Here is a 14,374-nt window from a genome sequence, read left to right as displayed (position 1 = left end):
GGAAGGACTGCCGAGACCCTGTTAAGTCTCCTTGCGTGGCTGTTTTTCCGAGGTTGGCCGATCCGTGCCATTCGTGATCGAGGCTGCGAGGAGGGCCTGTGTCGGGTCCGCTCCCTTGAAACCGGCCTGCGCGAGGATTTCATCGAGAACCGGCTTCTGCGCGGTGAAGCTCAGCAGCTGGCTTGAAAGATCGCCCAGGCCATTGCCACCTTGTCCGTCGCTGCCGCCACCGAGTGCGCCGGCCAGATTTCCGGCGCTGAAGATGCGGATATCGGAAATCTTCTCGATCGGCTTCATCGCTTCGGCCAGCGCCTCGGGGATGATGGCGATCCTTGCACGGGCAAGTTCGAATTCGATGATGTCGCCGGATAGCGCATTGCGGGCATCGTTTTTCGCACGCTCCGCCTGCGCCTCGGCATCACCGAGCGCGATGACGCCTTCGGCGCGGATTTTGGCGGCCTGTGCTTCGGCCTCGGCGCCGATCTTGGCGGCGGCGGCAAGGTTTTCCGCAGCTTCGCGTTCTGCTTCCGCCTTTACGGTGATCGCCGTCGCTTCCTGTTCGGCCGCCTTGCGGGCGTCGATCACGGCAATGCGTTTGGCGCGTTCGGCAATTTCCACTTCGCGGGCGGTTGCCACCTGTTCTTCGGCGGTGATGGCGGCTGCCTTGGCTTCATCCGCCTTGGCACGTGCGGCCTGTTCCTGCTCCACCTTCTGGGCAACGGCGATTGCCGCTTCGATCCGGGCGGTTTCGGTGATCTTGCGGGCTTCCGCCTCGCGCTCGGCGATGCCGCGCTCGGCCTCGATACGGGCGGTCTCGCGGGCCTGGCGGGCTTCCGCATCCCGCTCGGCAATGCCGCGTTCGGTATCGAGCTTTGCGGTCTCCTCGTTCAGACGGGCGGCCTGTTCGGCACGTGCGGCTTCTGCCCGGGTTTCCGCGGTCTTGTTGGCGATATCACGTTCCTGCGTCAGTTCCGCATCGCGCTGTTCGCGCTCGATGGTCAGGCGGCGCAGCACGGCTTCGCGGTCCTTGGTGGCGATTTCGACTTCGTTGTCGCGGACGATCTGGTTGCGCTCGCGTTTGCGCTCCTCGGTGATCCGCGTCAGCGCCGTCAGGCCTTCCGCATCGAAGGTGTTGTTGGGGTTGAAATGCTTGATGTCGGTCTGGTCGAGCCGCGTCAGCGACACCGATTCCAGCTCCAGACCGTTGGACTGCAGGTCATGGGCGACGGCCGCCTGCACGGATTTGACGAATTCGGCACGCTGTTCCTGCAGGTCGCGCAGCGACATGGTCGCGGCGACCGAGCGCAGGCCGTCGACGAACTTCGCCTCGACCAGGGATTTCAGTGCATCGGCGTCGTTTGTCCGGTCGCCAAGCGTCTGAGCAGCGAGCGCGATATTTTCGGCGTCCGGCTTCACGCGCACGTAAAATTCGGCGGTGATATCGGCGCGCATGCGATCCTTGGTGATCAGCGATTCATGTTCGGATCTCTTCACTTCCAGCCGCAACGTGCTGAGCGAGACCCAGGAATAGGAGTGGAAGATCGGCAGAATGATTGCGCCGCCGTCGAGTACGACTTTTTTGCCGCCAAGGCCGGTTCTGACATAGGCCTTGTCGCGCGTCGAGCGCGTATAAAGCGATGTCATGATGATGCCGATGACGACGATCGCCGTGACGATGGCACCGGCAATCAGGCTCAAAGAAAAGAAGTCCATGGTGAATTAACCCCTGTTGTGCCCGCTATTATGAATTTTTCAGATCCGGCGGTGCGGGGATGGCCTGGAAAAGCCCATCCGCCCCATCGACGATCAATACCTGCGCACCCGTATCGATCGTGTGACCGGATGCGGCCTGCGCGCGCAGGAAGTGAATATTGTCATGCCGGTCCTTGACCCGCACGGTGCCGGGCTTGCCCTGGTCAAGCGGCCCGATGGTGACGACGCCTGTGAGCCCCAGAAAGTCGGCCTGCTCGAGCGCGTTGGTCTCATCGCGTGGAATGACCTTTGCAACAGCAAGGCTGAGCGACCGCGTGGCCGGAATGGCCACGGCAACCGCGCCGCTCATGGCCAGAGGGAGCGGCAAGGGCCCGAGAAGCACTGTGGAAGCGACCCCCTGAATGAAGAAACCGGTAACGGCAAAAACCGAAAGCAGAATGACCGCGAGAACAAGCAGCGGCACGCCGCCGGCGTTGAGCCAGGACATCCAGCTTCCCAGCAGCCCCGCTTCGGTATCGCCCGGCGCATGGTAGCTGAAACTGTCGTCCAGCAGTCCGGAGGCCGATACACCTACAAGAACCGAGACGAGTTCGACAATGCCGAGACCGGCGACCGTCAAGAGGGCGATCCAGAAGGGGGCTGTGCCTGGCTGGACAATGCCCTCCATCAGCGTTCGCCCTCCCGGTAAGCCTTGAGCCGCGCTTCGATGGCACTCTGGCGCTGCATGCGGCCCAGCTCCTCCACCTCGGCTGCGCCGGTATTGGGCTTGGCCGGTGTGCCGGTCACTCTTTCGATCGCTTCCAGCGCCTCGGCCAGACGGCGGTCATTGCGCTGGGACGGGGTGGCGTCCACGCTGGCAGGTGCGGCGCGTTCGGCACGCTTGGCATCTTCGAGCCGCTTTTGCGCATCCGCCTTTGCAGAGGCGATGCTGCGCAAGGTGGTTTCCGCCTCGGCAATTTCGGCGGCATTCTCGAGGATCGCCTTGTTCAGCGCTTCGCGCTGCGCCTCCAGATCGATCTGCAGCCCGGTTGCGGCCCGGGCCAGATCTTCGCGGCGGTTTTCGAGCCCGATCCTGATCTTGTCGTCGAGGTCGCTGATCTCTTCATCGAGATCGGCGGCCTTCGATTTGAGGCGATGGCCGGCGGCAACCGCCACGCCCAGGGCCGTTCGCGCTTCCTCGGCGATCTTGGCAATTTCCCGCACGGCCTGTTGTGCAACGGCGACCGGATTGGACGCCTCGGCCGCGTCGACGGCATTGTTCATGACACCGGCGATGACACGCCCGAGCCGCCCGAGAATACCTTCATTGTTCATCGAAGCCTCCCTGTTCGGTTGGAAGCCGGTTTTTATGCCGGCATGGATGCTGATGGTTTCGCCCTCGAAAACGAGGCGCGCTTCTGAAAAGTCATTCCAGCCGTCGTGATAACCACGAACGGTGTAGGGCACGACGACGCGGCCCGAGAGGGTGGCGATGCTGAGGCTGTCAGGCCCCTTTACCGAAAACAGCTTGCTGTCGAGCGGGATGTCGCGCACCGGCTCCTGCGGATCACGCTGGCTATGGTCGCGCAAAGCCAGCGTCACCATGCGGGATGGGAGGCCTGTCTTGACCCTGATTTCCTCGTAAGCTGCGGCATGCAGCGCCACGAGGTTGGCGCCTTCGGTCTGATCGAGGATTGCCATCGCACGTCGATAGGCAAGCAGCGTTTCTTCAAGGGAAGATCGATCTTCCCTTGAAAGATTGAGTGCCAGAACGACGTTGGACAGAAGTTTCGTGCTCATGTGAAATACATAAAGCACTCCATTGGTGCTTTCAAGGGGCGGCGTCAGTTTTTTCAACTCTGCATAAGCTGATTTCCCGCTTCAGATGTAGTTTATAATGTACCGAACCACCGGCTAGCGGCTTCTGTAAGTTCCTCCTTGTCAGGAGTTGAACCCGTGGCCCAGGCGACGATGCCATCGGGACGCACGAGCACGGCGCGTAAGTCGAGATGGTTGACGGCATTGCCCGCTACATAAGCAATCCGCCCGTTCCAACGGCCTGCAAGCGCTTGAAGCGATGCATCCGCGTCAAAGTCCAAAAGCAGAGCTTTGCCTTCTCTCAGAAGTTCGCCGGTCTTCCTTCCATCGGTCAGTACGAAATCCGGAACGTTGCGGCCGACAATCGGATTTTGGCCGCCAAGCTCATAGTGCAGGGAAACACCCCAGACACGCTCGGCGAAATATGTCGCGCCATCGCGGGTCTCGATGAGATCGCGGATGATGGCTTCCAGCGCCCTTGTGCTAGGGCTCGGGCGCATGAGAGCGACCTGCGCGCGCGACCAGTCGAGGACCTGTGCTCCCACCGGGTGCCGCTCGCCGGTATAGGTGTCCAGCAATCCGTCCGGGGCATCGCCGCGGATTGTCGCTGCAAGTTTCCAGCCAAGATTGAACGCATCGCCCAGCCCGAGATTAAGCCCCTGCCCGCCAAGCGGAGAGTGTATGTGCGCGGCATCGCCCGCAAGCAATATTCGGCCGTTGCGGTAAGTCGTGGCCTGATAGGCGCGATCCGTCCATGTCGTTGCAAGGCTGAGGCCCGTGACCCTGACGTCGGTGCCGGAAACATGCTGCAGCACTGTCTGCACATGCTCCGGTGTTATCGGCTGGGTTCGGTGGAAACGACCACCGTCGAAATCGACCATCGCGATGGTTCCGGGCTTTTGATAGGTGTACATGCCGGTCGATGTGTAGTGGCGGCCCGGAGCGAGCTTTTCAGGGTCAGCCATTTCGACCTTAACGGAATAGCCGGTGAATTCGGGATCGGTGCCGACGAAATCGAAGCCGGCCGCCTTGCGCACCGTGCTGCGGCCGCCATCGCAGCCAACAAGCCACCGTGCGTGAAATATCTGGCCGCTGGCGTAAACGGTCACCCCCGCATCCGACTGCTCGATGCCCTCGACGCCAAGGCCGCGTCTGATTTCGGCGCCCATCGCGGTTGCACGTCTTTCCAGGACAGTTTCGATCTCTTCCATGCTGGAAGCGATGGTAACCGGCGTCGAATCCGACAAGCGATAGGTCCATTTCGACGTGTCGATATTATCGTGGAAGAACTGGATGCCGGCAAAGTGGCCACCCGGCCGGCGCTGCTGCTGCATCCAATGCGCAGTCAGGCCATGGTTGCCGTTTGGCTGTTCTTTCGCTGGCTGCTTTTCGGTTATGTCCTCCAGCAGGCCGCGGCGGTGGAAACTTTCGATGGTGGGCACAGACAAACCACGCATGCCGAAGGGGAGTGTCTTAAGCGGAGAGGAAGGGTCGGGGGCCTGTTCCAGCACCAGAACCGAAACCCTGGCCAGGCGTAGCTCACAGGCGAGAAACAGACCGACAGGACCAGCGCCGGCAATCACGACATCGTAAATCTGAGGGGTATTTGACATGAAATGCTCCTTTGGTCGTTCGACCGGAGCAGCTCATCGTTTTGAGAACCACACGGACGAACAATTTGACGCCCTGACAGCGTCATTGTTCGTCGTGGGACTCATGCGCGGGGCATGGACAGAGCTTTCGTTTCCGAAAGGACTTGGGCTAGACCACACCAAGTCGTGCCTTTTTCGACATTTCTTCTATAGTGCCGAACCGGCCGGTCGGCAAGACGGGATACTTGCTTTCCGGCCGTGGCTTCGCAGACAGGCCTTTTCAGCCTGCTTTTGCCGGATCGGCTTTGCGTGGTCCGAGATAGGGCTTGCGCTCGTTCTCCAACGTATTGGCCGCATGGCGAAGCCGCAGCAGATCCTTGCGAGCCACGAGACCAACAAGGCGGCCGGTTTCCGCATCGATGACAGGGATGCGGCCCGTGTCTGTCGCAAGCATCAAATCCGCGACATAACCGATGGTATCTTCCGGATGCGCCACGGGAGCCGAGGTGTCGGAAACGCGCTCGTCGAGGCTCTGATCGGCAAGCGCCGGGTTCTGCTGCCATTGCAGCGCATCGCCGCGTGAAACGATGCCTTTCAGCACGCCTTGTTGATCGACAACAGGATAAATCCGATGCGTGTTTTCGGTGGTTGCGAAGAAAGCGGAGGCATCGCCGACGCGCATATCCGCCGGCAGCGTATCGACCGTATCGATCATGATGTCGCGGGCGCGGGTATATTCGAAGGGGTCGATGCCGTATTCGCGGGTGATATGCTGGCCGCGCCGCGCGATCTTTTCCGTCAGGATCGACCGGCGCAACAGAAGGACCGTTACCGCATAGGCGGAAATGGTGGCGGCGAGCAGTGGCAGCAGGGTTGAGACATCACCGGTCAGTTCGACCGCAAAGAAGGTACCGGTCAGCGGCGCACGCATTGTCCCGCCCATCATCGCTGCCATGCCCAGAAGCGCCCAGAAACCGGTGTCGCCGGGCAGCGCCAGACCGACCAGCCAGCCAAGTGCGCCGCCAAGGATGAGGAGGGGTGCGAGCACGCCACCCGATGTACCTGACGAAAGCGATATGAGCCAGATGGCAGATTTGACCAGCAGTATCGTCAGCACGGCCTGCGGCAGCAGTCGGCCGTTCAGAAGGCCGTCGATAATGTCGTAACCAACCCCCAGCGCACGGGGCTCGATGAGGCCACCGAGACCAACGGCAAGGCCGCCGATTGCCGGGCACCACATCCAGTGGATCGGCAGCGCCTCGAAGGCATCCTCGATCCGGTAGAGCAGGGTCGTCAGAAGGCCCGATTGCAGGCCGGCGATGATGCCCACCATGGCGCACAGGCCGATCCCCCACCATGGCAGGTCCATGTGGAATTGCCGGGGAAAGAGCGCGCCGGATTCGAAAAGGAAAGGACGCCAGCACGCCGAGATGCAGGTGGCGAGGGCGACGGGAATGAAGCTTCTCGGTTTCCATTCGAACAGCAGCAGTTCGACGGCGAGTGTCAGGGCGGCGATCGGCGAGCCGAAGATCGCGGTCATGCCGGCTGCCGCACCTGCGACGAGAAGGGTCTTGCGCTCGGCGGCGCTCAGATGAAAGCACTGGGCAAATAACGATCCGATCGCGCCGCCGGTCATGATGATTGGCCCTTCCGCACCGAACGGCCCGCCGGTGCCGATGGAGATTGCCGAGGAGAGCGGCTTCAGGATCGCGACCTTCGGCGACATGCGACTGCCGCCGATGAGTATGGCTTCGATCGCTTCGGGAATGCCGTGGCCGCGGATTTTTTCCGATCCGAACCGGGCCATCAGGCCGATGACGAGGCCGCCAAGCACGGGGATTGCCACCATCCACAACGAACGTGGCGCTTCGGCGGGAGAGCTGGCTGCCATGCTCAGCTGTCCGAACCAGGCAAGATTGGTGACAAGCGCGATCAGGCTCACCAGCAGCTTTGCGGCGAAAGCGCCGCCGGTGCCGACGATCAGCGCCATGCCGATAAGGGCTAGAACGCGGCGGTCGGTCGTAAAATCGCCTGCTTCACGCCGGGCAAGGCCGCCCGTGAAATCGTGTAGCCGGCGGTGAGGCGTGGTTTTCGGCATGGCATTTTCCGTTGCTGTGATGTGGATGGCGGCGTCAATACATCGTAATACGATATAAATCAACACGGGTATGGGGAAGTGGCGCGCCGATCAGCCGCTCCGCACTGGCGGAGAACGCCGTCCTGCGCTAAGCCGGACGTATGGCGCCGGGGAGATATTTCCGCCTTGGGCGCCTTGAGCAAGATGAATCGCAGAGATCGAGAGTGTGGAAAATGCCAAAGGACAGGCTGAGCGATGCCGATTACGAGGCCCTTTCCAACCTGCGCTACACGCTGCGCCGCTTCATGGATTTCAGCACCTCTGCAGCGCAAGAGGAGGGGCTTCCGGCCCAGCAACATCAGGCGTTGCTTGCCATCCGTGGGCATCGCGATGAAGAGGCGATGACCGTCGGCAGGCTTGCCGAGCGGTTGCTGATCGCACCCCATTCGGCAACGGAACTGGTGGGCCGGCTGGTCACCGCCGGGTATGTCACCCGCGACGCTGACCCCGCCGACCGCCGCCGCCAGACGCTGACGCTGACGGATAAGGCGCAGGCCGTTCTGGAACGGCTGACCGCCATCCATCTCACCGAAATCCGAGAGATGGCGCCACGGTTGATCGATATTCTCAAGACATTGGAAGAAGCGCGCGAGCCGCTGAAATAGGTAGCGCTATCTGTTGCTGTCCGGGGGACTGCGTCAGGGCCGATGTTCCCGGAATGCGGCGGCAAGCGTGCGCAGCGCCTCGCGGGACCTGCTGTCGGTGAGGGTGGAGAACATCACGACCTCGGTGGAGGGCAGCGTTGGCAGACCGAAGCGCTGGCTGACCTCGACCGTGCCGGGCGGTGCAAGACGGCAGGAAAAGGCGGAAATGGCAAGACCGGCGGAGACCGCGGCTGTAACCATCGACGAGGTGCCGCCAAGAAACACTTCCGTCCAGGCAATGGCGGCCGAATCCAGCGCGCGGGCGGCAATGTCGCGCACGCCGCAGGCGGGTGAAAGCGCTGCCAGCCGCAGGGGCTCGCCCTGCCGGTGTTCGAACTGCGGAGCGGCGTACCAGCCGAAATGCTCCGCACCCAGTACCTCGCCGTCGCGTCGGTCGTCTTCGCGCCGGATGATCGCGGCGTCGATTTCTCCACGGTCAAAGGCGTCCAGCAGCACGCGGGAATTGTCCATGCGCACTTCGATCGTCAGCCCCGGATCATGGGCATTAAGCCGCGCCAGAAGGGTTGGCACCTCCGGCCCCGCAACATGGGCGGCAATGCCAAGGCCGAAACGGCGGCGCGGGGATGAAAGGCCGGCAAGGGCACGATCATGCGCGGCGAGGAATTCGCGGGCGGGCGCCAGAAACACCGCACCTTGCGCTGAAAGCCGCACGGACCGGGGCGTGCGCTCAAGCAGCCGCTGGCCCAGCCGGTCTTCCAGCCGCTTGAGTTTGACGCTGATGGCGCCCTGCGTGGTTCCCAGCGCTTCGGCAGCGCGGGTGAAGCTCTGCATATCGGCAATGGTGACAAAAGCCTCGACGGCATCCACATCCAGCGTGCGCATATCGGTAATTCCAATTTGTTGTCTCTGAAATAGCCAATCATCCAATTCAGTTATGGTCAAGCTTTGGCTAGTTTGCGTCCGGTTCCGCAGACCGGATTTCGCTTTTGCGATCCGACCCATGAAAGGCTGAAGAATGACCCTTGCCGTTACCGCACCCACAGGCAGCAGAAGCGCGATGGCGCTCGCTGCCGTTTGTCTTTCCGCCCTGATGTTCGGCCTGGAGATTTCCAGCGTTCCGGCGATCCTGCCGACACTCGAACAGGTGCTGCATGCGGATTTCCGGCAGCTTCAGTGGATCATGAATGCCTATACGATCGGCGTGACGGTGGTGTTGATGGCGACAGGCGCGCTGGCCGACCGCTTTGGCCGCAAGCGTGTCTTCATCGCCAGTATTGCCGCTTTTGCGCTTTCGTCCCTTGCCTGCGGAATGACGGAAAATGTGGTGGTGCTGATTGCGGCACGTTTCCTTCAGGGGCTGAGCGGCGGTGCGATGCTGGTGTGCCAGATCGCCATCCTGTCGCACCAGTTCCGCACGGCCGGTGAGCGTGGCATGGCATTCGGCTGGTGGGGCATCGTCTCCGGTGTAGGGCTGGGCTTTGGCCCGATTATCGGCGGGGCCATCGTCGCGTTGTGGAGCTGGGAATGGGTGTTCCTCGTTCACGTGGCGCTCAGCGCCGGCACTTTGCTGCTCGCGGTGGGCGGCGTGCGGGAATCGCTTGATCCGGAAGCGACCCGTCTTGATCTTGCCGGCATCGCCACGCTGTCGCTGGCCGTGTTTCTCCTTGCGTTTTTCATCACGCAAGGCCCTGAACTCGGCTTTGCCAGTCAGGCCGCGCTATTAATCCTTGTTGGGTCCGTCGCAAGCTTCATTGCCTTTCTCATCGTGGAAAAGCTCACGCCAAGGCCGATGTTCGATTTTTCCGTGTTCCGCATCCGGCCGTTTTCCGGGGCCATCATCGGTTCGGCGGCAATGAACATCAGCTTCTGGCCCTTCATGATCTATCTGCCGATCTGGTTTCAGGCGGGTCTCGGTTATGACAGCGTCGCCGCCGGTCTTGGCCTGCTTGCCTACACGCTGCCGGCGCTGGTGATGCCGCCGCTGGCGGAGCGCCTGTCCCTGCGTTATCAGCCTGGTCTTGTCATTCCGGCCGGGTTGTTCACCATCGGTCTCGGTTTCATGCTGATGAAATTGGGCAGCGGCATCGAAAATGCCAACTGGCTCACCATGCTGCCCGGCTGCATTCTCTCCGGCATCGGGCTCGGTTTGACCAATACGCCGGTCACCAATACGACCACGGGTGCGGTGCCGCCGGCGCGTTCCGGCATGGCGTCCGGCATCGACATGAGTGCGCGCATGATCTCGCTCGCCATCAATATTCCGGTCATGGGTTTCATTCTGGTGGAGGGCGTCCGCTCTTCGCTTCAGGCAAATCTACCATCCGGCACGGATATGAACGCATTGCAGTTGCTCGCTGAAAAGGTTGCGGCGGGAACCGCGGAAGCGTCGGCGCAGGGCCTGTCGGAGGTGCTTGTCCATCAGGCGCTGGCGGATGGCTTCGGCCTGGTCATGCTTTATGCCGGTATCAGTGTCTGGCTGCTTTCCGCCATCAGCTTCGTGGTCTTCGGCCCGGTGCGAAAACCCGCCTGCGATTAATGTACCGCAGGCGAATGAGGCGCACCCCCACCGGCTTTGCCGATAGGGGTGCGCGCTGGTCCTTGCAGGTTCCGCTGCTGTTATTTCAGCTGCGTCACGGTCAGCTTGCCGTTCACCCGCTCGGCGACAAATTGCACTTTCGCGCCTTCCTGCAATTTCGCCAGCATGGCTTCGTCCTTTACGTCGAAGACCATGGTCATTGCCGGCATGTCCAGGTTTTTCAGTTCCTCATGGATAAGCGTGACCTTTTTGGCCTTGGTATCGAGTTTCTTCACCGTGCCGGCGGTGAATTCCTGCGCGAAGGCGCCGGCGGCAGAGGCGAGAAAGAGGGCTGCGGCGAGGGTGGTGTTGATGATTGTTTTCATGGATCGGTTTCCTTGTTTGCTTACTTTTTGGCAACGGTGACATCGCCGTGCATGCCGGCGTCGTAATGTCCGGGCACAAGGCAGGCGACCTTGAAGACGCCATCATTGGTGAACCTCCAGACGATTTCTCCCGTCTTGCCGGGCGCCAGGCGGATGGCGTTCGGATCGGCATGTTCCATCTCGGGGAATTTCTCCATCAGCCCCTTGTGTTCCATGACCTTCGCTTCTTCATCGAGAACGAATTCATGATCGAGCTCGCCTTCGTTCTTGACGGTGAAGCGGATGGTCTGGTCCTTGCGGACCTTGAAGCTGTTGGGCGTGAAGATCATCTTGCCATCCGGTGTTTCCTTCATGCTGACGCGGATGGTCTGGGTGACTTTCGTGGCGTCGCCGGGCTCACCCACTGCCATCGCCTCGCTGTGTCCGCCGGCGTGGCTGCCGGCCGCGAGAGCGGGGGTCGCAAGTGCTGCCAGCACAAGGCCAAGAATTGCAGTGTTCATGTCGTTTTCCTTTTTCGTTTGGGAATGTTGATGATCAGCCATGGTTCGAATGGGTCGATGGGGGCTGCGTGCTTGCATCTTTGGCTTTGGGTGCGTCGGGCAGGTTGCCCGTCCACTCAAAGGCCTGTGTGCCGGGCGGGTTTTGATACCAGCCCGGATCGGCGTAATCGCCTGCGGAGATACCTTCGCGGACCTTCACCACCGAGAACATGCCGCCCATTTCGATGGGGCCGTGCGGACCCCAACCGGTCATCATGGGCACGGTGTTTTCGGGTATCTCCATCGACATTTCGGCCATGTCAGCCATGCCGGCAGTGCCCATCGGCATGTATTCGGGGCGGATCTGCCGGATTTTCTTGGCGACTTCCTTTTTGTCGACACCGATGAATGTCGGGATTTCGTGACCCATGGCGTTCATGGTGTGGTGCGACTTGTGGCAATGGATCGCCCAGTCGCCCTCATATTTGGCGTCGAACTCGTAAGCGCGCATCGCGCCGACGGGAATGTCGATGCTGACTTCCGGCCACCGCGCCTCGGGCCGTACCCAGCCACCGTCGGTGCAGGTGACCTCGAAGTCGTAACCATGCATGTGGATCGGATGGTTGGTCATGGTCAGGTTGCCGACCCGCACCCGCACCCTGTCGTTTTTCGACACGACCAGCGGATCGATGCCGGGAAAGACCCGGCTGTTCCAGGTCCAGAGATTAAAATCGGTCATCTCCATGACACGGGGCACGTAAGTTCCCGGGTCGATGTCGAAGGCGCTGAGGAGAAACACGAAGTCCCGGTCCACCGGCATGAATGCCGGGTCCTTGGGATGCACGACGAAAAAGCCCATCATCCCCATGGCCATCTGCACCATCTCGTCGGAATGCGGGTGGTACATGAAGGTGCCGGATTTCACGAGATCGAACTCGTAAACGAAGGTTTTGCCAACCGGAATATGCGGCTGCGACAGGCCGCCGACACCATCCATGCCCGAAGGCAGGATCATGCCATGCCAGTGAACGGTCGTATGTTCGGGCAATTTGTTGGTGACGAAGATACGCACCCGGTCACCCTCCACAGCTTCGATGGTCGGGCCGGGGGATTGCCCGTTGTAACCCCATAGATAAGCGGTCATGCCCTCGGCCATTTCGCGTTCCACCGGTTCGGCGACGAGGTGGAATTCCTTGACGCCATTGTTCATCCGGAAGGGCAGGGTCCATCCGTTGAGGGTGACGACCGGGTTGTAATCCGGGCCGGTTGAGGGGCGAGTGGGTGCCTGGGTCGCAGCGCCTTCCATGCTGGCTGCTTCCGGCAGGCCCATATTGGAAGTCTGCGCCCAGGTTTTGGAGGAGACGAGCGCTGCGCCGGCGGCGCCTGCTCCAAGCAATTGTCTTCTGCTGAACATTCCCGTTTCCTTTCTCAATGACCGCCGCCTGCCGGCGCTTCGGCCGATGCGACTTCGGTTTCGGCCGCGGCACTGCCCGTGCTTCCGCCATAGATGACGGGGGCAAGGTTGGCTTCGGCCAGCCAGAAGTCGCGCTTGGCGTTGACTGCGAGGATGGTGGATTCGATTTTTTCGCGGGTATCGGCGATCAGCTCGAAGGTGCTAGTAATCATGCCGTTATAGGACAGCAGTGATTGTTCCTCGATCGCGCTGCGCAGGGGCAGGACATTGTTGCGGTAGTGGCGGGCAATGTCGTAATTCGACCTGTAGGCCAGATGGGCGGAACGGGCCTGCGAACGGATGTCGACGGCGAGCCCGGCCAGCTGGTTGGCCGCCCGCATATAGGCGAGTTCGCCCTTGCGCAGACGCGCCTGCCCGGAATCGAAGATCGGGATCGTGAAGGACAGCGAGCCGGTTCTTGCAATGTCCGAACGGGTGGCACCGTCCTCGCGCTCGCGTTCCTTCTCCCAGTTTCCGGCCAGCTCGATATCGGTGACGATGCGGGTGGCGTCTTCCAGGCGATAGGATTGCGCGGTTGCCTGCAATTCGAGGCGGGCCACCTGCAAATCCATGCGTTTGTGAATTGCTTCCGCCTCGATATCGTTGCGCGCTATCAGGGTCTTGGGCAGGGAAGGAAGCCGGTTCGGTATCTGGAACTCGGCGTCCGTGCCGGAAAGGCCCATCAACCGGATCAACTCTTCCTTGGCGAGTTTCGCTGCCAGTCGCGCCTTTGCCGTTTCTCCCGTCAGTTCCGCATAGAACACATGCTCGCGGGCCTGATTGGCCTTGGGCATCGAGCCCGCTTCACCGATCTTTTTCGCAAGTTCCGAAGAGGCGTCGGCCGCGACCTTTGCCTGGTTGAGATAGGCGACGTTTTCCCAGGCGGCCACGGCGTTGATCCATGCCCGGCGGGTTTCCGCGGCAAGCGATACGGTGGCGATCGCCGCATTGACCTGCGCCTGACGGAAGCGCGTATCCGCCAGCCTGATATTCTTGTCATAGGTCGCCAAAGCGAGAATATTGGCGGTGACGGCTCCTTCAAGCACGCGATACATGGCGAGCCCGGGCGTTCCGATGCCGTTCAGGCTGACGGAAAAAGTCGGAAAGACGGAGAGTTGCGTCTGCCAGGCGTCGGCAGCGCTGTCTCCGAGATCCGCATAGGATGCCTGCAGCCCCTTATTGTTCAGCAATGCAACCTGAACGGCGGTTTCGACGTCGATGGTCTTTTTGGCCATCAGCGCCTTGACGCGGTCGCGCACCACCTGTGCCTGCTGCTGGTTCTGCACCCAGACAGTCTGCTTGCCGGTTGCCTCGGCGCTTTTCAGCGTTGCATCGGCAAAGCCGGCATCCTTGGCGGCATAATCGGTCGTAACACAGCCTGCCGCGATGAGAGGAAACAGAAGGGAGGATACCAGTCTGATAGGACGTATGATCATCAGGCGCCTCCCTTTACCGGCGCCTGTGCGTCGTTCAGACCACGCCAGGGTTTCGGATCGACGGGAACGCGGTGCGTGTAAGCTCCGATCGGGTTTTGATAGGGTATGGGCCTGACGCTGGAGACAGTGTCGGGGCTGTCGGTTGATATGACGACTTCAGGTAAGGTGGCTGCGCATCCGCCCGCAAAAAGCGGCAGGGCAACCACCAGGAACAAACGTTTCATGGTGAAAATCCGGGAATAAGATCATGGTTGCTCCAGC

Annotated in this window: 13 protein-coding genes; 2 read left to right on the top strand and 11 right to left on the bottom strand. The window is 61.2% G+C overall.

The genetic code is table 11. The features are described from left to right. Nucleotides 1-21: 21 nt before the first annotated feature. From QSV77_RS22690 to QSV77_RS22670, 5 genes are all read right to left on the bottom strand, one after another. A complete protein-coding gene (locus QSV77_RS22690; RefSeq protein ID WP_142842539.1) occupies nt 22-1,713 on the bottom strand; it encodes a flotillin family protein in 1,692 nt (563 codons plus the stop codon). Between the two features lie 28 nt (nt 1,714-1,741). After that, nucleotides 1,742-2,380: an OB-fold-containig protein gene (locus QSV77_RS22685; protein ID WP_302735135.1), complete on the bottom strand. Its 639-nt coding sequence runs from the start codon at nt 2,378-2,380 to the stop codon at nt 1,742-1,744. Further along, nucleotides 2,380-3,492 carry a PspA/IM30 family protein gene (locus QSV77_RS22680; RefSeq protein WP_302735134.1) on the bottom strand — a complete coding sequence of 371 codons (1,113 nt, stop codon included), beginning with the start codon at nt 3,490-3,492 and terminating at the stop codon, nt 2,380-2,382. Before QSV77_RS22680 ends, QSV77_RS22685 begins: the two co-directional genes overlap by 1 nt. 92 nt (nt 3,493-3,584) lie before the next feature. After that, nucleotides 3,585-5,123 carry an FAD-dependent monooxygenase gene (locus QSV77_RS22675; protein WP_302735133.1) on the bottom strand — a complete coding sequence of 513 codons (1,539 nt, stop codon included), beginning with the start codon at nt 5,121-5,123 and terminating at the stop codon, nt 3,585-3,587. 259 nt (nt 5,124-5,382) lie between these two features. After that, entirely contained in the window at nt 5,383-7,200 is a 1,818-nt protein-coding gene (locus QSV77_RS22670) for a chloride channel protein (protein ID WP_302735132.1), read from the bottom strand. A 212-nt stretch (nt 7,201-7,412) separates the two neighbouring features. Between QSV77_RS22670 and QSV77_RS22665 the strand changes: the two genes are divergently transcribed. After that, a complete protein-coding gene (locus tag QSV77_RS22665; protein WP_302735131.1) occupies nt 7,413-7,844 on the top strand; it encodes a MarR family winged helix-turn-helix transcriptional regulator in 432 nt (143 codons plus the stop codon). Nucleotides 7,845-7,877: 33 nt separating this feature from the next. On the opposite strand, the gene QSV77_RS22660 is transcribed toward QSV77_RS22665, so the two are convergent. Then, nucleotides 7,878-8,726 carry a LysR family transcriptional regulator gene (locus tag QSV77_RS22660; RefSeq protein ID WP_302735130.1) on the bottom strand — a complete coding sequence of 283 codons (849 nt, stop codon included), beginning with the start codon at nt 8,724-8,726 and terminating at the stop codon, nt 7,878-7,880. A 133-nt stretch (nt 8,727-8,859) separates the two neighbouring features. Here QSV77_RS22660 and QSV77_RS22655 point away from each other — a divergent pair, with 133 nt between their 5' ends. Continuing rightward, a complete protein-coding gene (locus QSV77_RS22655) occupies nt 8,860-10,380 on the top strand; it encodes an MFS transporter (protein WP_302735129.1) in 1,521 nt (506 codons plus the stop codon). Between the two features lie 80 nt (nt 10,381-10,460). On the opposite strand, the gene QSV77_RS22650 is transcribed toward QSV77_RS22655, so the two are convergent. The 5 genes from QSV77_RS22650 to QSV77_RS22630 are packed head-to-tail and all read right to left on the bottom strand — an operon-like array spanning nt 10,461 to nt 14,337. Further along, entirely contained in the window at nt 10,461-10,745 is a 285-nt protein-coding gene (locus QSV77_RS22650; RefSeq protein WP_065116661.1) for a copper-binding protein, read from the bottom strand. Between the two features lie 20 nt (nt 10,746-10,765). Then, entirely contained in the window at nt 10,766-11,245 is a 480-nt protein-coding gene (locus tag QSV77_RS22645) for a plastocyanin/azurin family copper-binding protein (protein WP_142842531.1), read from the bottom strand. A 34-nt stretch (nt 11,246-11,279) separates the two neighbouring features. Beyond that, entirely contained in the window at nt 11,280-12,638 is a 1,359-nt protein-coding gene (locus QSV77_RS22640) for a multicopper oxidase family protein (RefSeq protein ID WP_302735128.1), read from the bottom strand. Between the two features lie 14 nt (nt 12,639-12,652). Then, nucleotides 12,653-14,113: a TolC family protein gene (locus tag QSV77_RS22635; protein ID WP_302735127.1), complete on the bottom strand. Its 1,461-nt coding sequence runs from the start codon at nt 14,111-14,113 to the stop codon at nt 12,653-12,655. Then, on the bottom strand, nt 14,113-14,337 hold the full coding sequence (locus QSV77_RS22630; protein ID WP_302735126.1) for a hypothetical protein: 225 nt from the start codon (nt 14,335-14,337) through the stop codon (nt 14,113-14,115). The genes QSV77_RS22635 and QSV77_RS22630 overlap by 1 nt, the downstream gene beginning before the upstream one ends. Nucleotides 14,338-14,374 lie beyond the last annotated feature (37 nt).

Origin of the sequence: Agrobacterium sp. V1 (assembly GCF_030518355.1) — a bacterium.
Lineage (GTDB): Bacteria > Pseudomonadota > Alphaproteobacteria > Rhizobiales > Rhizobiaceae > Agrobacterium > Agrobacterium cucumeris.
Note: the sequence above shows the minus strand (reverse complement) of the source record. Positions and strands in the feature narration are given on the sequence as shown.

Coding starts and splice junctions, on each gene's coding strand:
- QSV77_RS22665 (WP_302735131.1), top strand. CDS start 7,413: ATGCCAAAGGACAGGCTGAGCGATGCCGATTACGAGGCCCTTTCCAAC.
- QSV77_RS22655 (WP_302735129.1), top strand. CDS start 8,860: ATGACCCTTGCCGTTACCGCACCCACAGGCAGCAGAAGCGCGATGGCG.
- QSV77_RS22650 (WP_065116661.1), bottom strand. CDS start 10,745: ATGAAAACAATCATCAACACCACCCTCGCCGCAGCCCTCTTTCTCGCC.
- QSV77_RS22630 (WP_302735126.1), bottom strand. CDS start 14,337: ATGAAACGTTTGTTCCTGGTGGTTGCCCTGCCGCTTTTTGCGGGCGGA.
- QSV77_RS22670 (WP_302735132.1), bottom strand. CDS start 7,200: ATGCCGAAAACCACGCCTCACCGCCGGCTACACGATTTCACGGGCGGC.
- QSV77_RS22675 (WP_302735133.1), bottom strand. CDS start 5,123: ATGTCAAATACCCCTCAGATTTACGATGTCGTGATTGCCGGCGCTGGT.
- QSV77_RS22685 (WP_302735135.1), bottom strand. CDS start 2,380: ATGGAGGGCATTGTCCAGCCAGGCACAGCCCCCTTCTGGATCGCCCTC.
- QSV77_RS22645 (WP_142842531.1), bottom strand. CDS start 11,245: ATGAACACTGCAATTCTTGGCCTTGTGCTGGCAGCACTTGCGACCCCC.
- QSV77_RS22640 (WP_302735128.1), bottom strand. CDS start 12,638: ATGTTCAGCAGAAGACAATTGCTTGGAGCAGGCGCCGCCGGCGCAGCG.
- QSV77_RS22635 (WP_302735127.1), bottom strand. CDS start 14,113: ATGATCATACGTCCTATCAGACTGGTATCCTCCCTTCTGTTTCCTCTC.
- QSV77_RS22680 (WP_302735134.1), bottom strand. CDS start 3,492: ATGAGCACGAAACTTCTGTCCAACGTCGTTCTGGCACTCAATCTTTCA.
- QSV77_RS22660 (WP_302735130.1), bottom strand. CDS start 8,726: ATGCGCACGCTGGATGTGGATGCCGTCGAGGCTTTTGTCACCATTGCC.
- QSV77_RS22690 (WP_142842539.1), bottom strand. CDS start 1,713: ATGGACTTCTTTTCTTTGAGCCTGATTGCCGGTGCCATCGTCACGGCG.